The sequence below is a fragment of the Pantoea sp. E2023-21 genome, from assembly GCF_051302795.1.
Classification (GTDB): domain Bacteria; phylum Pseudomonadota; class Gammaproteobacteria; order Enterobacterales; family Enterobacteriaceae; genus Pantoea; species Pantoea ludwigii_A.
The window spans coordinates 199,788-223,084 of the sequence record NZ_CP195345.1; the positions used below are offsets into that span (position 1 = coordinate 199,788).

Genomic DNA, 23,297 nt, shown 5'->3' on the forward strand with positions numbered 1-23,297 from the left:
CCTTTTATGAAGCGAGAATCATAATCACTAAACCGCACAAACAGGAGAAAATTCGGCAGAAAAGGCTGAGCAACGCGCGTTCGTAGAAAAAAGATTGAATTATTTTCCGAATAAAAACGCGGGCTGAGTTGTTTACCGTTTATCTGAGTCACTTTTTGTCTCAGCGCTGACACGCCATGATGCTGCGCGTGAGTCAGCTGCCCGAAGCGCAACGCAACGCTTACGTGGAAGGCTTCACCTATCAGGAAGCCGCCGATACGCTGGCGGTACCAATGGGCACCATCATGAGCCGCCTCGCGGCGGCACGCATCACCTTAGCCAGCGCAATCACAGCGCGGCCGACAGCACAGGAGAAACGGCAGGGAATGAATGTGGTTTGGTGGCATAAGGCAGGATATCAATTTGTGCTGATTGGCCGAAATCCTGCGCAGCAGCTGAAAAAGACCGCGCAGGCGTTAATACAGGCGATGCTGGCGTAAGGTTTACTGCACATTTTGTCGCGGCGCGATTTATCGCGTAATACATGGCGCCGCAACAATGCGTGCTTTCCGTTGCGCCTTACAGGCCGAGTTGGGTTTGTAGTAACGCAATCTCCTCACGCCACTGCGCCTGCAACGCCGGTTTCTGATGCTTCGGCTTTCGCGCGAGATCTTCATCCAGCTTGCTTTCCACCTCCAGTAACGCCAGTAGCAGAGCGTCCTCATCCAGCGCTATGGCGGTTGCAGGCGGTGCAGCTGAGCCAGACGTTGCTAGCGGTTGCTCAGCACGCATGCGCGCGGTGACTGCATCAAAATCATGCCACTCGCCAAGCTGCTGACCTTCAATCAGCCAAAAGCGGGTGCAGCAGTTGGCGATTAACTGACGATCATGCGACACCAACAACACCGCGCCCTCGAACTGATTCAGCGCGTCCGCCAGCTCCTCTTTACCCACCATATCCAGATGGTTGGTGGGTTCATCGAGCAACAACAACGAATGGCGCGCCAGCGTTAACCCCACAAACAGCAAGCGCGAACGTTCGCCGCCGCTGAGTGAACCAATCCGTTGTTGATGACGCAGATAAGGAAAACCGGCCCCGATAAGCGCCATTTTGCGCTGTTCATCACTGAGCGGCGCAAAATGTGCCAGCGCATCGCTCAGCGTTTCCGCATCGTGTAATTGATGCAGGCTTTGATCGTAATAACCGAGGCGCGCACGAGGATGAAACAGCGCGCTATCTGTTTGTTGATATTCACGCCACAAATGCCGCAGCAACGACGATTTACCGCAACCGTTGCGGCCAACAATCGCCACGCGATCGCCACTTTTCACCTGCAGCATCGGCAATGAAAACAACGCAGGCGCGTCATCGGCCGGTCGAATCGACAGTTCGGGCAATGCCAACACGCGATCGGCATCTAATGCTTCACCGTGCAGCTGCAGCCGCCATAGCGATCCTTCGCTTAGCGTGGTTTGAGCCTCTTTCAGCCAGCTGGCGCGCTTCTCCATCTGCTGCGCCTTACGCGATAAACCTTCGTTATCGTAGGTGCGGCCCCACATCGCCAGACGTTTGGCGCTTTGCTCGACGCGACCGATCTCCTTCTGCTCGGCCTGATAACGCTGCGCATCGGCTTGATCCTGCTCGATCAGCGCCTGACGCGCGGCGCTGCACGGTAAGCGGAAGCATTGCAGGCCACGATCGCGCAGAATCCAGCTGCAGTTGGTCACCCGATCGAGCAAGGTGCTGTCATGCGAGACCAAAACGAAGCTGCCGTTCCAACCGTTGAGGAAATTCTCCAGCCATATTAGCGTCGGCAGATCGAGGTGGTTGCTGGGTTCATCGAGCAGCAGCAGATCCGGCTGCAGAATCAACGCACGCGCCAGCAGCAGCCGCATATGTTGACCGCCGCTCAGGGTTGACGCAGTGTGTGCTTGCTGCTCGGCGGTGAAACCCAGGCTGCCCAGCAGCGCTTCGGCCCGCCAGCGATCGGCCTGCACTGGCACATGCGCCATCACCCCCTCCAGCAGCGACGCATTGTGCAGTTCTGCTGGCAGATGCTGCTCAATGCGCGCCAGCAAACAGTGATTAGCCGGCGTAACGCTGCCGTGACTCGCTTCCAGTTCGCCACTGAGAATTTTCAATAAAGTGCTTTTGCCCGTGCCGTTATCACCCAGCAAGCCGATGCGATCGCCTTTTTTTAGGCTGAAATGAATATCGTGAAACAGGGTACCAAAGGCGTTATCAAAGCCGACAGCGTGTGCGGATAGTAAAGTGCTCATGTGCTTACTCATAAGTTGCAGGCGCAAAAAAGCCTGACGTCAGAAATCGCTGACGACAACCCGGTAAGCCGGAGGGAAGAGATTAGATTTTCTGTGAACTTCGCTCAGGACGGATTATCGCAGCACGAGTGCGGAAATGCCTGAACGCGGCCAATTACTATAAAAGTGTGAGTAAATAAACAATTCACACGCGGGCATAGTAATCCTCCTTAGTTATCAGTAGTGGAATGAATTGGATGATGATAATGCGAGCGGAAATGTTATGCCAGTGTTAAATGCGCAGCGTCGGGTGACGCTGCGTGGGGCAACCATCAAGGCTGCTCTTTCTCGTCTTCAGCCGGAATCAGCGGTTCATCAATAGCGATGGAGGAATTCGATTTCAGCAATTGAATATCCAGAATGACGTAAGTCATGGTGGTGATAAATAACGAAATAACGCTGCCAATCACGCCGCTGGTGGTAAAGGTAAAATAGTTGTACATCACCACCCAGGTCACACAAATAAACAGTGCTAGCGCAACATTAATAGCCGACTGCGAATAATGGGTGGTGCGTGATCCCATATCATTAATTTGCCGGCTGAGATTGGTGCCGCTGTATTTCTCCAGCACAAAAATGCCGTGTTCCCAATTACGCAAGCGACGTGCGCCGCTGCGGGTCAAAAATACATACAGCAACGAGATAAATAATCCAGAAAAAGCGATCAGTACCGGCACGGCTTCCAGAGCGTAAGCGAGGCTTTTATGGCTGGAAACCTGCGGTGTGAGATCCAGCGTTAATGACGCGCCGAGCGCGGCATATAAAAACACAAACAACAACAGAAACAGCGCGTTGCGCCTCCAGTCGAGATCGGCTTCGTGATTCTTCTGCTGACGAGCCCAGTGCAGCGCCTGCTGTAACGGCGTGGCCTCGGTGGCGGTGGTGTCAATACTCTCAATCTCTTCACCCAACAAGCGGTGAATAAAGGGCTGGTCGGCCGGTTCAATGGTGATGCGCATAGATTTCTCGGTGACATAACGATCAAAGGCGTCAGTGTAACGTAAATCGCCTGGCGCGCGCAGATTCTGCGAGTAAGCGCGCAATTATTCATCTGTACATCGGCGGGTATTGCACATCATTCATACAATTATCTGGCGGTTATTACTGACCGCGTAGATGACGACGAGGTAAATAGCTATGTCGTACGTTGATGGTTTTGTCGTAGCGGTGCCGGAAGCCAATAAGGAGGATTATCGTGCCATGGCGGCCAAAGCGGCGCCGCTGTTTAAAGAGTTTGGCGCGACGCGAATCGTTGAGTGCTGGGCCGACGATGTTCCCGCCGGCACACAGACTGATTTCTATCGTGCGGTTAACGCTGAAGAGGGCGAGACGGTGGTGTTCAGCTGGATCGAATATCCCTCGCGGGAAGTTCGCGATGCCGCCAATGCCAAAATGATGTCCGATCCGCGGATGAAGGAGATGGGTGAAAATATGCCTTTCGATGGCAAACGCATGATCTATGGGGGATTTGCGATATTGCTGGAGGAATAGCTGGTCGATGACGGCTTGCAGTGAACCGTAGCGGCGCGATTTATCGCGCTGTTTAATTTTTAAAGATCGCATGCACCTGGCTGCTGTTGTGCACAATTAATTGCGCCGCTACGATACGTGCAGGCATTATTTATCACCTACAAGGAGCCACAATGCTGGATATCACCCACTTTCCGCTTTTCCTCGCATCCGTATTTCTGTTGTGTATTACACCGGGACCGGATTTGGCTTATGTCGTTGGACAAAGCGTAGCGAATGGGCGACGTAGCGGCGTGATATCAGCGAGTGGCGTGGCGCTGGGAAGTTGCACACATGCGTTGGCTAGCGCCGTTGGTTTGACGGCATTAATTACGGCCTCACCGCTGTTATTTACAGTGATTAAATATATTGGTGCGGCATATTTGATCTATCTGGGCAGTAAAATGGTATGGGGCACCTTTTTCAGTCGTGAAGAAGTGAACACACAGCCAGACGATATTCCACGCTCCAATACACGCAATTTATTAGTCCGCGGTTTTATCACTTCCATTACCAATCCAAAAGTACTGCTATTTTTTATTTCCTTTTTCCCGCAGTTCGTGGTGGTCGATGGTAATCATCATGCCAGTTCATTTCTGTTACTCGGCCTGACGTACGCTGTCGTCGGTTTAATCACTGATGTCAGCTTTGCAGTAGTGGCTGGCAGCGCGGCCAGCGCGGTGTCGCGCAATGTGATGCTGCAAAAATGGCTCGACCGTGTGGTGGGCAGCACCTTTATTGGTTTAGGCGTTCGATTAGCGCTAACGCGTCGCTCATAAAATCAGAAAAGGAACTACGGCCAGCAATTGGCGCTAACGGAATATTCGGGTAACGTGGCATGCAGACTTTTGTTACCTACCAATATTTACCGCACGCTAAGTTGCAGGAGTGTCAGTCCATGGCCGTAAATTCCAATATCGTCGGCATTGTCAGCAATGAATTTATCAATCCTAATACCGTCAAGCTACTCGATGAGGTCACGCGGCAGCTGAATGAACGTGGCTTTATTACGCTGCTGCTTAATGCTCATTCCCGCGAAAGCTATCACAGTGCGCTTCGTCACGCGGCACAACTTCCAATCGGCGGTTTAGTCTTTCTAACCTCGCAGTTTAGCGATGAACTGCGCGTGGCAGCAGATATTCTGCCGCAGGCCGCGACGGTACATCTCAGCCACAGCGCCAGCGCGGAAGCCAACGTCGTGATGGCGGATGGTTATACCGCGGGCGAAGAGATAGGCTTATTGCTGCTGTCGCAAGGTCATCAACGTTTCGGCTTTATGCACAGCCTGCAACATCGTGCGGCTGTGCGCCAGATGGAGGGCTTTGTCGCCAGTCTGCAAGCCAAACATAAAGAACTTACCCTCCAACTCTCTGCCGGTGGCAACGATCGTGAACTGGCCTATCAGGCAATGATGGCGTACTTGAAAAAAACCCGTGCTGCCGAGCGCGTTAATGCGCTGTTCTGCGAAAGCGATGTATTGGCATTCGGCGCCTTACAAGCGGTGCGCGATTTTGCGCAAGGTGCACATGTCGCGGTGGTGGGCTTTGGTGATGTTGATGAAGCGCGTGCGTCGACCTGGCATCTGACCAGCTGGTCGCAGCGCCGTGATCTGCTGGTGAGTGAAGCGCTGAATCGTTTGCTGGAAAACCGTGCTGACGCCAGCAATGCCTGGCAGCAGGGGGAATTGCAGGTGCGCCATTCCCATCACGGCAAATATGTGCCGGGTGAAATGTCGCAGTGCGGATGCGCAATACGTCATTGATAGTTAACTATTAACGGAAGGATAACCGCATGCTGTGGCTTATTGCCAAATATGCCATTACCGCTGGCATGGTGGTGCTGATATCGGAAGTGGCTAAACGGAGCGATCGCCTTGGCGGACTGATTGCCGCGTTGCCTTTGGTTACGGTGCTGGTGCTGATCTGGATGAAGCTGGAAGGGCAAAGCCAGGCCAAAATTGCCAGTCACGCATGGTACACCTTCTGGTATGTGGTACCGACCTTGCCGATGTTTATCGCCTTTCCGTTTATCTATCAACGCCTCGGATTCTGGCCGACGCTGGTGGCGAGTTGTGTACTCACCATCCTGCTATTTCTGCTTTGGGCCACGCTACTTAAACGCTTTGGCGTTGCGCTGATGTAATAGCATGCAAGCGAAAAGAGGGCTTTCGCCCTCATTGATTAACTTCTCAGAATATATATGCCGCGCTTGCTACCCGCTGCACAAAGGGGCCGGCCAGCGTTTGATTATGGTGTGCAATAATTTGTCGGGCGCTTAACACGCTGTTATCCACAGAAGTATGCCCATCCTCAATCAGTGCAACGCGATAGCCTAAGTCAGCGGCGGCACGGCAAGTGGTATCCACGCAATATTCCGTCTTCATCCCAACTATGGCCAGTTCTTTAATATCGGCATTTTTCAGCGCGGCCAGTAATTCAGTGTCACGAAAGCAGTTGGGATATTTCTTCACAAATACCCGATCGCGGGCGGCATCAATTTGCAGTTCCGGAATCAACTGCGTCAGCGGACTACTTTCGGCCAACGGCGAACCCTCCGGCCCAGTGTGGCGTGCGAAGAAAACGGGCGCATGCGCTTGATGGGCTAACCCGATTAGCTGATTGATGTTGGCTAACACCGATTGTGCAGCAAAGGGTGCTGGCGAAGCGTGAAATAACCCGTTCTGCATATCAATGACTAACAAGGCTTTATGTTGCGATGGCTGCATGGTGTGTCTCCTTTCTACATGCTATGAACGGAGACCATTCCCCGTCCAGTGATTAACGGGGCTGAGGATGCTGGAGCTTATGTCTTCGCTACAGATGCACACACGCCGCCGCCAAATGCGGTGGTGGTGGTCTCTGTGGTTAACGCGTTGAGGTAAGACATATAAGCTCGCAAAAATTCGTTGTAAAAGATGAATTTAACAGAGTGCCAGGAGAAAACAAGACAGAAGGGTCTACATCTTTGCAAGAAAGAGCGAACGTTGATTAATCAGCGTTCGCCCGAAGCTCAATGCTTAGTGCCATTACCTGAACCGTCACGATTGCGGAAAATATGCGTCACGTTGTCGGTATTCTTGATCGCCACGCCGCTCGACTGTGGCGTTTCAATATGACTCATTACTTCAGACATCGCTCGGCTCAGCGCTTGCTGCCGCGGTGGATCGCGTTCAACTGATGCCATCACGCGCAGCTTTTCAAGCAGCGTGCGGGTAGAAACCGGGCCGGATTTTTTTAGCAACTGTAAAATCGCATCGCCCATGATGATGTCGGTGAGCCGTTCTTCATCACTTCTATACATAGATTCTCTCTGGTTACCGCGGAAGACCTGCGGCAAATAACAAAGTGGATTCAGTCTTACTAGCAGGTGAATGAGGCGGAAGCCACTTGGTTAATTCTCAGGCCAACAGCGCCTGTTTTAGGATTCTCGTTCAACGGAAAACATCAGGCCAATTAATTGCTGATAATGAATTTCCTCTTCAGTCCCGCGTGCTTGTTCCATGCGGCACAGCAGCTTGGTGCACAACGCTTTACGGCTCAACGTCCGCCCTGAACGCAAAATCTCAACCACAATTTGCCCCAGCGTTTCCTGCTGTGAAGGCAAAGAGGCTTCTTTGAAGTAGCGCGCAATAGCATCCGACGCTGCGGAAAAGTTACGATCCTGACGCATGGTTCCATCCTCGAGGTTAACGTATAACTTTAGCGGACAAACTTATACAAATTTATTTAATATGTACAGGAATATGGCGAATCAGTGGCGCAATGCTTTGGCCAAAAGTGCTAATTTATTGTTAACAATAACTTAAGGAAAATGCAGGCATGGACGTTAAGTCGATGCATTTATCAGGGACGCTTTTAGCGTCCGCACGTTACCTCTGCCGTCCATCGATGGCGTTAGCGCTGCCCAGCGATCAATCTCTGCGCTAAACGACTCAACGTTGAGGTGTTGTTAATGATGTGCCCGCGTGCAGCGTAACGTTGCCGTGCCGCCTGTGCAGTGGGCATTAATGTTGGCTTCATCGCATTAGCATCAACCTATGCTATAAATGATAACCATTATCATATTGATATGAGGCAGATAATGCAGGCAACACAGGAAAAATCGTCAAGCGCGGATTGTTGTATTGTCGGCGGCGGTCCCGCGGGGTTAATGCTGGGGTATTTACTGGCGCGTGCTGGATTGCGCGTTGTGGTTATCGAGAAACATCCCGATTTCCTGCGCGATTTTCGCGGCGATACCATTCACCCTTCAACGCTGGAGATCATGCGCCAGCTCGGTCTGCTCGATGAATTACTGGCGTTGCCGCATCAGCGTGCCGAGAAGCTGCAGGCGGAAGTGGGCGGCGAGGAGATCACCATGGCGGATTTCTCGCGTTTGCCGGTGCAGTGCCGCTTCATCGCCTTTATGCCGCAGTGGGATTTCCTCAATTTCCTGGCGAAAAAAGCGGCCCAGTTTCCCGGTTTCACCCTGCTGCAATCCACTGCGTTTGACGACTTCATTTATGAGAATGGCGCAATAAGCGGTGTGCAAACGTTACAGGGTAACGAACGTCATATTATTCGCACTTCTTTAGTGATTGGCGCTGATGGCCGGCAATCACAGGTCAAAGCCAAAGCGGGGCTCAGCGGAAAAAGCTTCGGCTCTCCGCGCGATGTGTTGTGGTTCCGGCTGGAGAAACATCCTGACGATCCGCAGTTGGGCATGGGCCACAAAGGACCGAAACAGAATTTCATCGTAATCGATCGCGGTGATTACTGGCAGTGCGGCTACACCATACAGAAAAACCAGTTCGACGAGTTAAAGCGAGCGGGATTAGATGCGCTAAAAAGTTCCATGGCGCAGGTTGCGCCGTTCAGTGCAGCACGCATGGCGGAAGTCGATGAATGGGAAAAGCTCAAGCTGTTGTCGATTCGCATCGATCGTCTTGATCAGTGGATGAAGCCCGGCGTGCTCTGTATTGGCGACGCCGCACATGCGATGTCACCAATTGGCGGCGTTGGCGTTAATCTGGCGATTCAGGATGCGGTGGCCGCTGCCAATATCCTGACCAAACCGCTGCAGCAGGGCAGCGTGACAGTGCGCGATCTGCAAAAGGTGCAGCAGCGCCGCCAGTTCCCGACGGTCGCGACCCAATTTCTGCAAATCAAAATGAGCAGTAATAAGCGTAAACGCAGCACGCCGAGCAAAGTGCCACAGTTGATTAGTCGCTTTCCGTTCCTGCGCCATCTGTTTGGTCGCTTAATTGGCCTTGGATTCCGCAGCGAAAAGCCGCGTTATTTATAACCGGCAAAAAAAAGCCCGCTAAACGCGGGCCAGGTAAACGTTACCAATCTTAAATTCTCGTAGCAACGCATTGCTGTGTGTTGCGTCGCTATAGTAGCAACAGATCGTTGGCTGTGCAGGAAATGATCAACGAGTTAATTTTGTTCTAAGGATAAGTATTATGTGTTCTGTCCTCGGGTAGACCACCAGCACAACAACGAGCCAAGACTAACCATTGCAGTACCTTGCCAAAAGGCAACGGTCAGATGCGAGCGCAGAATAAAGGCCGCGAGAATCGAGGAAACGATCGGAATAAAGTAGGATGCGGCGGCCAAAATTGTCACGTTGCCATGCAAAATGCCGACATTCCATGCGGCATAGCCAAAGCCCATCGCCATCGCGGCTAATGCCAGACTGATCCAAACCTCGGCGGATAATATAAATGAGGGCTGCGGAGAGAGCGCAAATTTCAACCATAGCGTCAGCGCGGTTAAGATAAAGAACAGCGTAATGCCATTACTGCCGTTAGCAATTTTCCTGGTGACCACACAATACACCGCCCAAATACCCGCGCCGCTCAATGCCAGACCGTAGCTCAGCGGATTATCCATCACGTTACGGGCCATTTCGCTGAATGAGAAGCCGTGATCGCCGCCCAACACGCGGCAAATACCCGCAACAGCCAGCAAAACGCCTGGAATAATCAGTGGATTGGTTTTTTGCCGATTCACAATCACGGCAAGAACGATGGTCAAACTTGGCCACAGGTAATTGACCATGCCGACTTCAATCGCCTGACGACCGCTGTGAGTAAACCCCAGCGAGAGTGACAAGCAGAGTTCGTAGCAGACGAAAAGCACGCTGCCGATAATCAAATAGCTGCGTGGAAAAGTGCGCAGTTTTGGCAGGCCCACAGTGAAGGTTAGCAGTATCGCGCTGGCGCTGTAGATCAGCGCCGCACCGCCCACCGGACCGAATCCTTCACTGACATTTTTAATCAGTCCGACAATCGCGCTCCACAATAAAATGGCCATCAAACCAATCAGCGTCGCTCTTTTTTGGGGCATGACCCGCCACCTTATATTGCTTATTCGGGCCAAAATCCTAGCAAATCACACTCTCTTTGTATTGTTCGTCAAAGTTTGTACACGCAAAATATTCATTACCATTTCATTTCGCCGGTATTTACCTTGGCGCTGAGATCCAGCGAGCTCTCATCCGGCAAATTCGGATAGGCGGCTTTCATGGTTTCGATCACCTGCGCAGCGCCTTTGTGCTGCTGCAGCGCTTTCTCAAAGGTCTGCAGATAGTTCAAAGTAAACGTAATCGCCGCATCGCCCGTCGGGCGTTCACCCAAATAATGCCCCGGGATCACCTGTTTAGGCTGCAGTTTTTGCATCTCACTCAACACATTGCGCCACTGCTGTCGAACTGCTGGCGTTTGCGTATCGGCAGTCCAGACGTGAATACCTGAAGCCACGCCGGTGCCGCCGAGAATCGCTTTGTTCGCCGGAATCCACACGTAGGCGGCGTAATCATTGGCATGATGCAGCTCCAGGGTTTCGCCATCGACTTTAAACGTCGTCGCCTGCGTAACCTGCGGTACATAGAGCTGTTTTGGCGCACCGTCCTTCATTTGCGGGCCCCAATAAGCCAGCTTGGCGGCGTTTGTGGCTTGGATGTGTTTCACCACATCGGCCGTCGCCACAATCTTCACCTGTGGGAACGCTTTTACAATTGGTTCAAGCCCAAAGTAAAAATCAGGATCGCCAGAGGTGATGACAATCTGCGTCAGCTTTTTGCCGCTGGCTTTGATCATTTGCACCAGCTTCTCACCGTCTTTCGTGCTGAACTGCGCATCAAACAGTATCGCTTCATGCGGACCGGAAACCAGCGTAGAGGAGACAGGGAAAATGCCCTTTTCCTGTGGGTTATACACCTCCAAATGCAGCGGCGCAGCGAAAGCAGGCAGGGTGGAAAAGGCCAGTACCAGCGACAGTGTTTTCATTTTCATCAAATTTTCCTTTATCCGGCACCTCGCCGTGATTGAAGTCGCTATTGTAGGGAAATTACGGACTGTTAGAATTCCTGTAACTGGATATGATCAGTTTCATAAAACGATCAGATGGAGCCCATATGGACAGAGTGACGGCGGCAACGGTATTTAACCGCATTTGCGAGCTGGGCAGCCTAAGCGCCGCGGCGCGCGCGCTGGATATTTCGCGGCCGATGGTCAGCCGCTATCTGGATGAGATGGAGAAGTGGGCGGGTGCGCGCTTACTGCATCGATCGTCGCGCAAGCTCACCATCACGCCTGCCGGTGAAAAGATCCTCGAAAAATCGCGCACGCTGGCAAGATTGGCTGAAGAGATTGCCGATCAGGGCGCTCATAGCGAACCGCATGGCACGTTGCGCGTCGCCTGTGCGCACTCCACCGCCACACATATTCTTAGCCCGATGATCCCAGCATTCCTGGCGCGTTTTCCGGCAGTGCGGATTGAGCTGGAGATCAACAATCAGCCAGTGAGTTTGATTGGTGAGCGTATAGATGTGGCGGTGCGCATTACCGACGATCCTGAACCCGGTGCCATTGCCCGGCGTTTAGGCGAATGTGTTTCAGTGGTGTGCGCGTCGCCGGACTATCTGCAGGTGCACGGTGCGCCGCAAACGCCCGCTGATTTGGCGCAGCATAATTGCCTGCATTACAGTCGTTTTGCCGGGCAGAGCTGGCAGTTTTGCGATACGCAGGGTGAAACGATAGCTGCGACGGTGAACGGCAATTTCAGCGCTGGCATCTCCTCGGTGCTGTGTGACGCGGCGATCGCCGGTTGTGGTCTGGCGATGGTGCCGGAGATGGAAGCACGTCACGCCCTCGATAACGGCCAGCTGCAAACCGTGCTGCCGACCTATCAGGCGAAAACGCTGGCGATCTACGGCCTCTATATGTCGCGCGAACGTCAACCGGCGGCGCTACGTGCGTTTTTGGATGCGGTGCAGCATCAGCTAACCGTCTGAACCTTCGACACGCTGTTGTTAAAAAGTAATTGATTAATAATCAGCGGGTTATACAAGTTGATTATGCGATATACCGTCGGTTTTCAGGCTGAAATCGCCAATTAAGTGGTGAAGGTTTGCTCAATTTTGCACGGCGTAGAATGAGGGAACCTGACCCGTGACGCGGCGAAACATGGTCGAGAAGGCTGAACTGCTGTCGTAGCCGAGCGATAGCGCTACTTCGTTAACGGATTTGCCCGCTACCAGCATCGCCAGCGCCGTTACTACACAGGCACGCTGCCGCCAGGCGGAAAAGGACAAACCTGTTTGCTGTAAAAAATGCCGACGGAAGGTGCTGGAGCTCATAAAGAGCGCTCCGGCCCAGCGATCGGCCGCATCATGAATGGTGGGTGCCTGTAAGAAGTTCTGGCATTGCGCTAATAGCGCCGGATGCTGGGGCAGCGGAATATCAAATTCCCGTGCAGGCATCGCCGCTAACTCCAGCAGCAGCAACTGCACCAGCGATCGATCGCGATCGGATGCGTATAGTAGTGGTAAATCAACAGCTTCTATCAACAACTGGCGCAGTAGCGGCGAGATGCTAATGACGCAACAGCGTGTGTTATCGCGCAATGCTGCCGCGCAAAGCGGCTCAATATACATACTGCGCGTCGAGACGCCGACAAACTTAACCCTGTGCGCGGTGTTTGGCGGAATCCACACCGCGTGCTGCGGCGGTACCACCCATTCGCCAGCCTGAGTCGAAACGTGCATTAATCCAGTTGCGCCATACAGCAACTGCGCGCGGCGATGCTGGTGTTCCGGCAGCACGCATCCTTGCGCGTAGTCATTTCCTAGCGCCACGACGTCACGATCAATTTTGTCGTATTCATCAATGTGACTATTTCGCATAGCAGACATCCACCGCAAATTGACTGATTTGCAAGGGTAATTGAGCGCTGCACAAATGGGAAGCGTGCAGGTTGCTGCGTAAGCTGCATCACTCTTTTGATGATGCAGAGAAAAGCGATGAACGAGCTGTTAATGATTGGTCTGGCGGGTTTTGCCACCGGCATCACCACGGTGCTGTTTGGCTTTGGCGGCGGTTTTGTGGTGGTGCCATTTGTTTATCAACTGATGGTGCAGCAGCCGTTGCTGGCGGAACATGCGATGCACATCGCGGTGGCGACCTCGACCGCCGTGATGATTTTCAATGCCGGTTGGGCCAGCTACCAAAACTGGCGGGCTGGCAAACTGCATAAAGCCACACTGCTGCCGCTCATCGGATTTATCGCGCTCGGTGCGGTGATCGGTTCATGGCTGGCTGGCGCAATGAGTGATAGGTGGGTGCGGGGACTTTTTATGGTTTACATGCTGGTGACCATCGCCGATTGCCTGCTGCGCAAAGGCTTTCTTACACGCGCTGCACCGCGAGTTTTGTCGCGGCTGACCTCCAGCGCCGGCGGCACCTTGATCGGCATGATTGCCGCCATGCTGGGCGTCGGCGGCAGCGTGATGACTGTACCGCTGCTGCGTCGTCATGGCTATGCCATGCGTGATTGCGTCAGCGCGGCCAATCCGCTGTCGCTGCCGGTCGCCATATTGGGCGCGACGACTTACGCCATCAGTGGCGGGCAGCAAATACCCGCTAGCGGTTATCTGGGATTTATCAGCCTGACCATTTTACTGCTGCTGGTGGTTGCCGGTTTTGTGGGGATGCTGTTTGCCCGCCGATGTATTCCGGCGGTGTCCGATCGCTGGCATGCGCGGATTTACGTTCTACTGTTGTGCCTGGTGCTGGTTGCTATCGCGGTGTAGCGGAGAGTTGGAAGCCATGCTGTTGCAAAATAGTCTGCGCCGCGGCTGAAGAGAGAAAAGCCGCGAGGGGAAGCGCGGGGGCAGAGCAGCACGCCCAACCATATTCGGCCACCACGTTATAAGGCGCGGGGATATTCAACACGTGCAGCTTAGGGCAGAGCTGCAAACGCGGCGCATAGCTGGCGTAGCCGATAAACATATCCGTGTGCTTTTGCTCAATGAGCCACTGCGCCGCCAGCTCACCCTTAGGCACCATCAAACCGTCTGTGCCGCCCACCATCGGACGCGCTTTGGCTTTGAGCCTGCTCCCGGAGCCGGGATGAAGACGCTCAATGTTATCAAACAGTTCCCATGTGTAATCGCCAGAAGGATCGCTGAGCGGCGTTGAGGTCGCTACACGCAAATCATCCCGACATAGCAGCGATAACCAGTCATCTGCGCGTGTGACAATGTCACGCCTGGCGGTCAGGCACAGCGTGTTGGCAGCAAATAATCCTAGCTTTACTGCGCGTCCTTGCTGCAACAGCGCTTCAGGGTGCAGCCGATTAGCGGAGGCGAAAAAATCGCACGCTTCACCGGCCTCAATTCGCTGACGTAACCTGCCCGCCGGGCCAAAATCGGTAGTGATCCTTAGACCGCTAAGCGAGGTGAATGATGCCATTAAATCTGGCCAGACCGCGCGCAGGCTACCGGCTGCCAGAATGTTTAACGTTGTCATGATAGTGCGTCCGATAGAAGCGTTGGTACCAGCTTTCAGCCTGTTGTTGCATGTCGATGTCGCGGAATTTTTCCGGATAGAGCTTTTTCGCCATCCACAGTTCGCCCAAGCCAATCGCTTCTGGCATCGGATAGCCCCAGGCTTTGGCATAGTCCGGCATCAGCCACACCTGATGATTTTTTACCGCGTCAATGGTTTGCCAGCGTGGATCCTGTTGGATCTCTTGCACCACGTTTGGATAGCGATCCTGCACAAAAATCACCTGCGGATTCCACGCCACAACCTGTTCCATGCTGACCTGTTTAAAACCCTGAACGGTCGCGGCAGCCACATTAAATGCACCCGCATGTGCCATCATCAAGCCAGTGTATTTCCCTGAACCGTAAGTGGTGAGATCGGGATTCGCCATATAAGCGCGCACACGCTGCGGCTCGGGCAGATTTTTTAAGCGGTTGCTGACGATTTTGCGTCCTGCAAACGCAGCATCAATCAGTTCCTGCGCCTGTGTTGGCTTGTTGACCACATTGCCGATCAACGTGATGCCTTCCTTGATGCCGAGATCGTAAGCCTGATCTTCATTCTGCATCATGGGATTGATTTTGCCTTGCTGACCGGCATCATCATGACGCAGTGAGATGGCCAGCACCGGGATGCCTAATGCTGAAATCTGATCGATCATCTCTTTTGGCGCATAGTTGGTGACAAAAACCACCTGCGGGTGCAGTGCCACCAGCTGTTCCATATCAACATGGGTTAAATCGCCCAGCAGCGCTTTATGCGTTAACTCAGGCACCAGCTGCGCGTAACCGTCACCCAGCTGCTGTTTCCAGTTCGCCAGGATACCCACGATTTTATCGGTAGCGTTGAGCTGCACCAGCAGGTTAAGCGTTTGGTGTTGCAGCACGACTACACGATCGACGTGATCGGGAATCGTCACCTTACGGCCAATCTGATCGGTCACCACGCGGCTGGCATAACTGTGTAGAGAGGTAAAAGTGAGCAGGCCGGCGAGAATAATCCGTTTAAAAGAGAGGTGCATAGACACTCCTGAATTCGATATGCACCGAAGTATATAGCGATAATGGGGAGTGCGATATGACCTTTTAATGATGAGTTATGAGGGAAGCCTGGACTTCCCTGACGCGGGTTAAGGAATAATTCGTGCGCTGCGTAACTGCGCAAAGAGAGCGCAGAACATCGCATCCGTTGCCTGGTAACCATTAAAACCCGCGCGCCGTAATTTGCTGCCGTCACCAAACATGTCGTAATCCCAGCCAAAGACAAAATCGGCAAATCGCCCATCATTCAGCTGCAAGATATCCGGCTCAATCAGCTGATGGTCTTTAGCGATTATCTGCCACTGCGCGCGATAATCCTGGAAAAGTTGATGAAACGATAGATTCACTGCCGGCGCGCTTTCCAGTTCGAACCAGCGAGCAATCGCGGGCCATAGCTCACTCCAGCGCCATAAATCGCCGTTGTTAACGTTAAATGCTTGATTGTCGGCACCGGGGGCATTAGCCGCCCACAGCGTGGCCTGCGCGAGTAAGTCGGCATCGGTATGATCCACTATGCTGTGCCAGGCTTGGGCTGATCCTGGAAATCGCAGCGGCAAGCCTTGAAATTTGCACAGTGATGCGTAGAGCGCGATGCTCAGTGCCAGATTCATGGCGTTACCCGTGGCTGCGCTGCCCACTACGCCGGGGCGCAATGCGTGCCAGTGCCAGCTTTTACCGCGCTGATAATCACTTAGCCAATGCTGCTGTTCCGCATTGAATTCGGTTCCCGCCACGCCGGGATCGCTCTCGCGCGCGGGCGTTTTAAACGGCCCCAAATGCGCGCCATACACTTTGTATCCCTGCATTAAACTGACGCAGCGCAGCGGTGCAATATTATCGATGTTAACCACCAGATTGCGCAGCATCGTCACGTTGGGTTCGACCATTTCACGCCAGCTGGCGGCATTCAGCCACGCGCTGTAGAAGATATGCGTGACATGATTGAGCGGGGCCAATGCCTGTGCGCTCTGCTGCGCATCCAACAGATCAACGTGGATGAAAGGGATATCCTGGGGTGATGTTGCAGGCTTGCGCGTCAGGCCAATCACCTGCCAATCCTGCTGACGCAATGCGTTAACCAGCTGTCTGCCAACAATGCCGGTTGCGCCCGCTACCAGTGCGACGTTATGACTCTGCGACATGATTATTCTCCTGTGAATATGACAGCCACAGTGTTATCTATAATTTTTACTGCTGATATCCCACTATTTAGATGTCACTTATTAGAAAAATCATTAAATGAATAACAAACTCAACGCCATCAACACCTTCATTCGTGTGGCGCAGGCCGGATCGTTTTCGGCAGCGGCACGCTTGTGTGATATGAAACAATCCGCCGTGAGCCAGCAAATCGCTGCGCTGGAGGATGAACTCGGTATCGTGTTGCTGCACCGCACCACGCGCGCCATGAGATTGACCGAGCAGGGCGAGCGTTATTTACAGCAGATGCAGCCGCTGCTTGCCGCGATGCAGGACGTGGAGAGCCAGTTACGTCCGACGCTGCGAGCGCTGCAAGGGCGCGTGCATATCCAGTTACCCAGCGGATTAGGCCAGCGCTTTCTGCCACATTTGCTGGAGCTGCAGCGAATGAACCCTGAACTGCATCTGACCATCGCGCTCGACGATCGGGTGGCCGAACTGGTGAGTGAGGGCGTGGATATCGCGCTGCGTCTGAGTGAAACACCGCCGGAGATGTTTCCCGCGCGATTATTGGCGCGTATTGAATCGCCGCTGTTCGCTGCACCTGAGCGGGTACGCGCGACGCCGATTACCACCCTGGCAGAGCTGGCCGCGCAACCGCATGTCCGTTTTAGCGGCATTGGTAAACAGGCACCGCTGCGCCTGATATCCGAGCACGAAACGGTGGCGCTGGCTGTGAACACCGTATTCTGTGCCAACAGCAGCGAAGGATTGTTGCAGGCGCTGCAGGCGAACATCGGCGTTGGCGGTATGCAATTACCGCTGGTACATGAAGCGTTGAAATCTGGATCGCTGATGAGAATCTTGCCTGCATACCGTCTGCCGGATCGTTTTCTCTACGCGGTGTTTCCTGATGCGCGCTTTATCCCGCTGCGCGTCAGACGTGTGGTAGAAGTGATCGAAAAGGTTCTGGCAGATGTGATCCCCACAGCTGAGTGAGATAGCGCTCGCCATCATGGCGCATCGCTGCGCCATTTTCGTGCTTCTCACCGCCTAACCTGCATTGTAAAGAAACATAAGTATTCGATCTTGTATCCAAGAGCGTATCCCATCTGGCCTGGCCGCAGGCCACACCGTTTTCGGAAATTTTTGGCACGCAAACTGCAATGTTCCCGTTAAGTTAGCAATCGGGAGTATTCACATGTTTGATGCACTGTTGGATGAAGATGCCACCACGCTGGCGGCGTTGATCCGTAGCGGGGAGGTTTCAGCGCAGGAAGTGACGCAAGCCGCGCTCGAACGCATGGAACAGCGTGAGCCACAGATCCAGGCATTTTGTACCGCCACGCCGCAACGGGCACTGCAACAGGCGGCCACCATTGATGCGAAACGTGCGCGCGGCGAAACGCTGGGCGCGCTGGCTGGCGTCCCGCTGGCGGTGAAAGATCTGATTTGCACGGCGGGGGTAAAAACAACGTCTGGATCGCATGCCTATGCCGATTTTGTCCCGGATGAAGATGACATCACCGTTGAACGCCTGTTGGCCGCCGATGCCGTGCTGCTGGGGAAAACCACCGCGCCGGAGTTTGGTTACAGTGGCGTCGGGCATAATCCGCTGTTTCCTTCACCGCGCAATCCGTGGGATCTCACTAAAACGCCAGGCGGTTCGAGTGCCGGTTCCGGTGCGGCATTGGCTGCGCGGTTGTGTCCGATTGCATTGGGCAGCGACGGCGGCGGTTCAGTGCGCATTCCTGCCGCACACTGCGGCGTGTTTGGCCTGAAAGCCTCGATGGGGCGCGTGCCGTTATGGCCGGGCTGTCGCGACGAGCGTTATCCCGGCGTTTCCAGCTGGGAATCGCTGGAGCATATCGGCCCAATGACACGTTCGGTGCGCGACAGCGCGCTGATGATGTCCGTGATGGCTGGGCCCGATATGCGCGATCGCCACTCGATTCCCTGCAATGATGTTGATTGGCTCGGCTCGCTGAATAAACCCCTAAGCGGCCTGCGTATCGCGTTCAGCGCTGATTTTGGCTACATCGCTGTCGATCCTGAAGTGCGTGACGTTGTCACACGGGCCGCGCGCCGTTTTGCTCATGAACTCGGTGCTGAACTGGATGAAGTCGATCCCGGCATCGCCGATGAGGCGGCCACGTTCGCCGCGCTGGTGGCCTTTGAGAGCGATCTTAGCGGCATGCGCCACATGCAGGCTGAACTCGGTGCGCGCATGTCACCGCATCTCAGCGCCATGCTGCAACGTGACTGGCGCGCTGAAACCTTCACCGACGCCAACACCACGCGCAAAAAGCTGTGCAACCAGATGTGGCGCTTTATGCAGCATTACGATCTGCTGTTGTCGCCAACGCTGGCGGTGCCGCCATTCCCGCTCAATATGCAGGGACCCGAGATAATCGATGGGCGCATGGTGCGCAGCGATCACTGGCTCTCATTCTGCTTCCCGTTCAACTTTACCGGCCAACCGGCGGCGTCTGTTCCTGCGGGCTTTACCGCCAGCGGATTGCCGATTGGCATGCAAATCGTAGGTCGTCATCTGGACGATGGCCTGGTGCTGGCGGCCAGTGCCGCATTCGAGCGCATTCAATCGTGGAATCACATCACACCTGTTTCAATCGGAGTTGCCCATGACTAACAAAAATTCACCGGCTTTAGAGCAGGAGTTCGAGCACGAACCGGTGCCGCTCAGCCATCGCCATTCGACCGGTTCGGTTTCGGCGGTGTGGTTTGGTTTCCCGATGATCCTGACGAATGCGCTGTTTGGCGGCATCATTACCTGGCACCTTGGATTCTGGCCAGCGTTGATTGCCATCCTGCTGGGGAATCTGGTGCTGTTTGCCTATGTCGGCGCGCTGAGTTGGTTCGCCGGAAATACCGGTATGAACTTCGCGCTGCAGGCGAAACGGACCTTCGGCACCAAAGGCTACATTTTAGTTTCTGGTTTTCTCTCGACCGTGGTGATTGGCTGGTACGCCTTCCAGACCGGCTTAACCGGCACGGTGATCAACCAAACCTTTGGCTGGAATGCGCTGGCGGTCACGGCGGTTGCTATGGTGCTTTACACCGCAATCACCTTCCTCGGCGTGCGCGCCTTGTCGGTGCTGGGCATGATTGCCGCGCCGCTGTTCGTGATCCTGGGTTTGGTGGCGTTGTGGTTGATCGGTCAGGATCATGATTTCAGCACCGTCACGCAGTTTACCGGCAGCAGCAGCGCGGTGGGCGCAATGAGCATGGGCACCGCCGTGACGATGGTGGTGGCCGGTTTCGCGGATTCCGGCACCATGACGGCTGACTTTACCCGCTGGTCGAAAGACGGCAAATCGGCGGTGATTGCCGCGTTCTCCGCGTTCCCGGTGGCGAACGTCATCTCTTATCTGTTTGGCGTGGTGATTGTGGCGGTCGGCGCGGCCGTCGATCCGGCAAGCAACGGCGGCAACTTCCTGCCGATGCTGATGGGGCACGGCATGCTGCTCTCCGTGATTGCCTTCCTGTTTGTGTTTATCAATCTCGGTTCGGTGTGTACGCACTGCTTGTATAACGGCGCGGTTGGCTTTAGCCATCTGTTCAGCAGCAAAATGCGCGTGTGGACAGTGATCCTTGGTGTGATTGGCGGGGCGCTGGCGCTGGCCGGCGTGTGGTCCTATTTCCTGGAGTGGCTGAGTTTGCTCGGCATCGTGGTGCCGCCGTTTGGTGCGGTGATGATTGTCGATTTGATCTTTATGGCCAAAATCAGCGAGCAGCGCACCCTGCGCCGCATGCGCGGCAGTGCCTTTGCGGCTTGGGCTATCGGCAGCTTATGTGCGGTGATTGCGCATATCGCCTTCCCACAGTTCGGTGAAGCGGTGATTGGTTTAGTAACTGCCGCCGCCAGCTACACGCTGATTGTGAAACTGAAACGTGAAAATGCGGTAAATGTGATGGAGGAAAAAAATGCCTGATTACGCGATTGATTCAACCCCGTACGTGTGGCCATATGACGGTCGTTGCAGCCCGCAGGATACCGCGCTGGTGGTTATCGATATGCAAACCGATTTCTGCGGCAAGGGCGGTTATGTCGATAGCATGGGCTACGATATCGCCTTAACGCGCGCGCCAATCAAGCCGCTACAGCAGGTGCTGGCAAAGATGCGCGAGCTGGGCTTCCCGATCATCCATACGCGCGAAGGGCATCGTTCGGATTTAAGTGATTTGCCCGCCAACAAGCGCTGGCGCTCGAAGCGTATGCAGGCGGAAATCGGCGCGCCGGGACCGTGCGGACGCATTCTGGTGCGGGGTGAACCAGGCTGGGAAATCATCCCTGAACTGGCGCCGCTGGCGGGCGAAATTATTATTGATAAACCGGGAAAAGGGTCGTTTTATGCCACCGATCTGGAACTGATTCTGCGCAGCCGCGGCATCCGCAACCTGATCATCAGCGGCATTACCACCGATGTCTGCGTCCACACCACGCTGCGCGAAGCCAACGATCGCGGCTTTGAGTGTTTAGTGCTGTCAGATTGCTGCGCAGCGACCGAGTTGCAACACCACGAAGCCGCGCTCAGCATGATCCATATGCAGGGCGGGATTTTTGGTGCGGTCGCCAGTTCGCAAACCTTGCTGGCGGGATTAGCCAGCAAGCAAACGGTAGACGTGAGCTAGATCTTCAACCACCTTTCATAGTGCTCTGGCCACGCCACCGTGGGTGTGCCAGGCCTGCCCATAGCAAAACCATGACCGCCACGACTGTAGCGATGCATCTCAACTGGCACCTGATGGGATTTACAGGCGTTCGCCATGATCAGCGTGTTATGGGGATTGGCGATGGTATCGTCCTCTGCCTGCACCAGAAAGAAGGGCGGCGAGTGCGGATTCACAAATTCTTGTACCGACCATGCCGCGTCTTCACTTGCTGACGCATTTTTGCCGACCAGAATCTTGTGCGTTGAGGTGTGCGTGTAAGGCTGCTCAAGTGTGATGATGGGGTAAATCAGCGCAGCGCGATCGGCCGTGGCGGGCAGGTTATCCAAGGCATCGCTTGCCCTATAAGATTGGAAATCCGCTCGCGTGACCGCCATACCGAGCAGATGCCCTCCGGCGGAAAACCCCAGCACGCTGACATGCTTTTCACGCTGCCGCACCAGGCGCAGCGCACGCTGGGCATCCTGCAGTGAAACCATTGCGCCATCTCGCCAGCCTTCATGGGGCAAGCGATAACTCAGCACATAAGCAGTATATCCGCGCGCCGTCAGCCAGGCGGCGGCGGGCCACGCTTCTTTACCCATTTCAATGCGCGTGTAGCCGCCACCGGCGGCAATTAATACCGCGCGGCCATTGGGCGAGGGCGGCGTTGATACTGTAAGGGTGGGCTGCACGATATTGCGCTGTGCGCCCTTTTCTGAAATTACCATTTCGCCTGCAGGGCCGCCTCCGCCTGGCGGGATACCCGGCCACAATGGGAGGATGTGCGTGGTTGCCTGTGATGATGCAGCCCAGTTTAGCCCGCTGCGCATGGCCAACGTGGAAAGGGTGAGATAAGACAAAAAATGGCGGCGGTTCATGGCAGATCCTCATGAAATCGGAGGCTTATTGCAGCAGAATTATCGGCAGAGAAGATGAAGAGGGCGTTGCTGTGTATTACCAAATGCAACGGGATGAGAGTTAAACGTTATAGTTACAACATACATTTGACTAAGGCTAAAATCCCGAGCCTGCCAGCACTGCGGTTGTCGTTGTTACAGGAAATATATTTTTCTTTAGAATGCAGTACAAAATTCCAGCAAAAGTGCGTAGGCATATGCCATGCATATTCGTATAATATGCTTATATTTTTCGGGAGGAGGAAGTTCATGCGAACAGTATCAGTATTTAAAAATGGCAATAACCGTGCTATCCGCTTGCCGCGTGATCTGGATTTCGATGGGGTAAACGAGCTCGAAATCATCCGTGAAGGGGATACGTTGATTTTGCGACCGGTAAAACCAAGCTGGAGCTCTTTTATGCAAGAAGAGAAGGCAGATGCAGATTTCCTGGAGGATAGAGACGATGTAATTGAAGACGGGCGGTTTGAACTTTAATGAAAACCTACATGCTTGATACCAATATCTGCTCGTTTATCATGCGAGAGCAGCCGGAAGCCGTTATTGAGAAGTTAACCCAATGCGTTATGCGACGTGATCGCATTGTGGTCTCGGCCATAACTTATGCCGAAATGCGATTTGGGGCGATTGGCAAAAAAGCCTCGCCGAAACATCTCTCGCTGGTGGAGGCGTTCGTGAGCCGTCTTGATGCTGTTTTGCCTTGGGATCGCGCGGCGGTAGATGCGACCACGAAAGTGAAAATGGCCTTGGCTGTGTCTGGTACGCCTATTGGTGCGAATGATGCGGCAATCGCCGGACATGCGATTTCGGCAGGCACAATTTTAGTCACCAACAATACGCGGGAATTCGCTCGGGTAGTTGATCTGAATCTTCAGGATTGGGCTAGCTAGACACCAGCAAAAGGGCGAC

Annotated in this window: 25 protein-coding genes and 1 pseudogene; 14 read left to right on the plus strand and 12 right to left on the minus strand. The window is 54.1% G+C overall.

Annotation, left to right across the window (positions count from 1 at the left end; genetic code table 11):
• Positions 1-176 precede the first annotated feature (176 nt).
• A pseudogene (locus tag ACRQ84_RS19930) lies at positions 177-359 on the plus strand (sigma factor-like helix-turn-helix DNA-binding protein); the annotation flags it as partial.
• 199 nt (positions 360-558) lie between these two features.
• Here the strand turns inward: ACRQ84_RS19930 and ACRQ84_RS19935 are convergent.
• Positions 559-2,259, minus strand: a complete 1,701-nt coding sequence (locus tag ACRQ84_RS19935; RefSeq protein ID WP_483818350.1) for an ABC-F family ATP-binding cassette domain-containing protein — start codon at positions 2,257-2,259, stop codon at positions 559-561.
• 311 nt (positions 2,260-2,570) lie between these two features.
• Positions 2,571-3,257, minus strand: coding sequence for a RipA family octameric membrane protein (locus ACRQ84_RS19940; protein WP_483818503.1), 687 nt, complete (start codon positions 3,255-3,257; stop codon positions 2,571-2,573).
• 178 nt (positions 3,258-3,435) lie between these two features.
• Between ACRQ84_RS19940 and ACRQ84_RS19945 the strand changes: the two genes are divergently transcribed.
• The 4 genes from ACRQ84_RS19945 (at position 3,436) to ACRQ84_RS19960 (ending at position 5,949) form a co-directional block, all read left to right on the plus strand.
• Positions 3,436-3,789 carry a DUF1428 domain-containing protein gene (locus tag ACRQ84_RS19945; RefSeq protein ID WP_064739948.1) on the plus strand — a complete coding sequence of 118 codons (354 nt, stop codon included), beginning with the start codon at positions 3,436-3,438 and terminating at the stop codon, positions 3,787-3,789.
• Positions 3,790-3,941: 152 nt separating this feature from the next.
• Positions 3,942-4,586 (plus strand): LysE family translocator, encoded by a 645-nt coding sequence (locus ACRQ84_RS19950; RefSeq protein WP_483818351.1) that lies wholly within the window; start codon positions 3,942-3,944, stop codon positions 4,584-4,586.
• Between the two features lie 119 nt (positions 4,587-4,705).
• The gene (locus tag ACRQ84_RS19955; RefSeq protein ID WP_483818352.1) at positions 4,706-5,569 is read left to right on the plus strand and encodes a substrate-binding domain-containing protein; all 864 of its coding nucleotides are present in this window, start codon (positions 4,706-4,708) and stop codon (positions 5,567-5,569) included.
• Positions 5,570-5,598: 29 nt separating this feature from the next.
• A complete protein-coding gene (locus tag ACRQ84_RS19960; RefSeq protein WP_483818353.1) occupies positions 5,599-5,949 on the plus strand; it encodes a DUF3147 family protein in 351 nt (116 codons plus the stop codon).
• Between the two features lie 46 nt (positions 5,950-5,995).
• Here the strand turns inward: ACRQ84_RS19960 and ACRQ84_RS19965 are convergent, their stop codons facing one another.
• The 3 genes from ACRQ84_RS19965 to ycgZ form a co-directional block, all read right to left on the minus strand.
• Positions 5,996-6,532, minus strand: a complete 537-nt coding sequence (locus ACRQ84_RS19965) for a cysteine hydrolase family protein (RefSeq protein ID WP_483818354.1) — start codon at positions 6,530-6,532, stop codon at positions 5,996-5,998.
• Positions 6,533-6,816: 284 nt separating this feature from the next.
• Positions 6,817-7,107: a hypothetical protein gene (locus tag ACRQ84_RS19970; RefSeq protein ID WP_064739953.1), complete on the minus strand. Its 291-nt coding sequence runs from the start codon at positions 7,105-7,107 to the stop codon at positions 6,817-6,819.
• Between the two features lie 117 nt (positions 7,108-7,224).
• On the minus strand, positions 7,225-7,476 hold the full coding sequence (ycgZ, locus tag ACRQ84_RS19975; protein ID WP_064739954.1) for a regulatory protein YcgZ: 252 nt from the start codon (positions 7,474-7,476) through the stop codon (positions 7,225-7,227).
• Positions 7,477-7,887: 411 nt separating this feature from the next.
• On the opposite strand from ycgZ, the gene ACRQ84_RS19980 reads away from it, so the two are divergent.
• Positions 7,888-9,090: an FAD-dependent oxidoreductase gene (locus ACRQ84_RS19980; RefSeq protein WP_483818355.1), complete on the plus strand. Its 1,203-nt coding sequence runs from the start codon at positions 7,888-7,890 to the stop codon at positions 9,088-9,090.
• 158 nt (positions 9,091-9,248) lie between these two features.
• Here the strand turns inward: ACRQ84_RS19980 and yddG are convergent, their stop codons facing one another.
• Together yddG and ACRQ84_RS19990 are read right to left on the minus strand one after the other, a co-directional pair.
• On the minus strand, positions 9,249-10,136 hold the full coding sequence (gene yddG / locus ACRQ84_RS19985) for an aromatic amino acid DMT transporter YddG (protein ID WP_483818356.1): 888 nt from the start codon (positions 10,134-10,136) through the stop codon (positions 9,249-9,251).
• A 95-nt stretch (positions 10,137-10,231) separates the two neighbouring features.
• Positions 10,232-11,083 carry a Vmh family MBL fold metallo-hydrolase gene (locus tag ACRQ84_RS19990; protein WP_483818357.1) on the minus strand — a complete coding sequence of 284 codons (852 nt, stop codon included), beginning with the start codon at positions 11,081-11,083 and terminating at the stop codon, positions 10,232-10,234.
• Between the two features lie 122 nt (positions 11,084-11,205).
• Between ACRQ84_RS19990 and ACRQ84_RS19995 the strand changes: the two genes are divergently transcribed.
• Positions 11,206-12,084 carry a LysR family transcriptional regulator gene (locus ACRQ84_RS19995; RefSeq protein ID WP_483818358.1) on the plus strand — a complete coding sequence of 293 codons (879 nt, stop codon included), beginning with the start codon at positions 11,206-11,208 and terminating at the stop codon, positions 12,082-12,084.
• Between the two features lie 120 nt (positions 12,085-12,204).
• Here ACRQ84_RS19995 and ACRQ84_RS20000 read toward each other — a convergent pair whose 3' ends face one another.
• Positions 12,205-12,975, minus strand: a complete 771-nt coding sequence (locus ACRQ84_RS20000; protein ID WP_483818359.1) for an AraC family transcriptional regulator — start codon at positions 12,973-12,975, stop codon at positions 12,205-12,207.
• A gap of 117 nt (positions 12,976-13,092) precedes the next feature.
• On the opposite strand from ACRQ84_RS20000, the gene ACRQ84_RS20005 reads away from it, so the two are divergent.
• The gene (locus tag ACRQ84_RS20005; RefSeq protein ID WP_483818360.1) at positions 13,093-13,881 is read left to right on the plus strand and encodes a sulfite exporter TauE/SafE family protein; all 789 of its coding nucleotides are present in this window, start codon (positions 13,093-13,095) and stop codon (positions 13,879-13,881) included.
• On the opposite strand, the gene ACRQ84_RS20010 is transcribed toward ACRQ84_RS20005, so the two are convergent.
• The 3 genes from ACRQ84_RS20010 to ACRQ84_RS20020 form a co-directional block, all read right to left on the minus strand.
• Positions 13,868-14,599, minus strand: a complete 732-nt coding sequence (locus ACRQ84_RS20010) for a substrate-binding domain-containing protein (RefSeq protein WP_483818361.1) — start codon at positions 14,597-14,599, stop codon at positions 13,868-13,870. The genes ACRQ84_RS20005 and ACRQ84_RS20010 overlap by 14 nt on opposite strands.
• Positions 14,568-15,638, minus strand: a complete 1,071-nt coding sequence (locus ACRQ84_RS20015; protein ID WP_483818362.1) for an ABC transporter substrate-binding protein — start codon at positions 15,636-15,638, stop codon at positions 14,568-14,570. Before ACRQ84_RS20015 ends, ACRQ84_RS20010 begins: the two co-directional genes overlap by 32 nt.
• A 108-nt stretch (positions 15,639-15,746) precedes the next feature.
• A complete protein-coding gene (locus tag ACRQ84_RS20020) occupies positions 15,747-16,799 on the minus strand; it encodes an SDR family oxidoreductase (protein ID WP_483818363.1) in 1,053 nt (350 codons plus the stop codon).
• 97 nt (positions 16,800-16,896) lie between these two features.
• Between ACRQ84_RS20020 and ACRQ84_RS20025 the strand changes: the two genes are divergently transcribed.
• The 4 genes from ACRQ84_RS20025 to biuH all read left to right on the plus strand — a co-directional run bounded on the left by ACRQ84_RS20025 (position 16,897) and on the right by biuH (position 21,450).
• Entirely contained in the window at positions 16,897-17,796 is a 900-nt protein-coding gene (locus ACRQ84_RS20025) for a LysR family transcriptional regulator (RefSeq protein WP_483818364.1), read from the plus strand.
• 202 nt (positions 17,797-17,998) lie between these two features.
• Positions 17,999-19,447, plus strand: a complete 1,449-nt coding sequence (locus ACRQ84_RS20030) for an amidase (protein ID WP_483818365.1) — start codon at positions 17,999-18,001, stop codon at positions 19,445-19,447.
• On the plus strand, positions 19,440-20,750 hold the full coding sequence (locus tag ACRQ84_RS20035) for a purine-cytosine permease family protein (RefSeq protein ID WP_483818366.1): 1,311 nt from the start codon (positions 19,440-19,442) through the stop codon (positions 20,748-20,750). The genes ACRQ84_RS20030 and ACRQ84_RS20035 overlap by 8 nt, the downstream gene beginning before the upstream one ends.
• The gene (biuH, locus tag ACRQ84_RS20040; protein WP_064739967.1) at positions 20,743-21,450 is read left to right on the plus strand and encodes a biuret amidohydrolase; all 708 of its coding nucleotides are present in this window, start codon (positions 20,743-20,745) and stop codon (positions 21,448-21,450) included. The genes ACRQ84_RS20035 and biuH overlap by 8 nt, the downstream gene beginning before the upstream one ends.
• Here the strand turns inward: biuH and ACRQ84_RS20045 are convergent.
• Positions 21,447-22,349 carry an alpha/beta hydrolase gene (locus ACRQ84_RS20045; protein ID WP_483818367.1) on the minus strand — a complete coding sequence of 301 codons (903 nt, stop codon included), beginning with the start codon at positions 22,347-22,349 and terminating at the stop codon, positions 21,447-21,449. The two genes, biuH and ACRQ84_RS20045, sit on opposite strands and share 4 nt — an antisense overlap.
• A gap of 288 nt (positions 22,350-22,637) precedes the next feature.
• On the opposite strand from ACRQ84_RS20045, the gene vapB reads away from it, so the two are divergent.
• Together vapB and ACRQ84_RS20055 are read left to right on the plus strand one after the other, a co-directional pair.
• Positions 22,638-22,865, plus strand: a complete 228-nt coding sequence (gene vapB, locus ACRQ84_RS20050) for a type II toxin-antitoxin system VapB family antitoxin (protein WP_483818368.1) — start codon at positions 22,638-22,640, stop codon at positions 22,863-22,865.
• Positions 22,865-23,278, plus strand: a complete 414-nt coding sequence (locus ACRQ84_RS20055; RefSeq protein WP_064739969.1) for a type II toxin-antitoxin system VapC family toxin — start codon at positions 22,865-22,867, stop codon at positions 23,276-23,278. The genes vapB and ACRQ84_RS20055 overlap by 1 nt, the downstream gene beginning before the upstream one ends.
• Positions 23,279-23,297 lie beyond the last annotated feature (19 nt).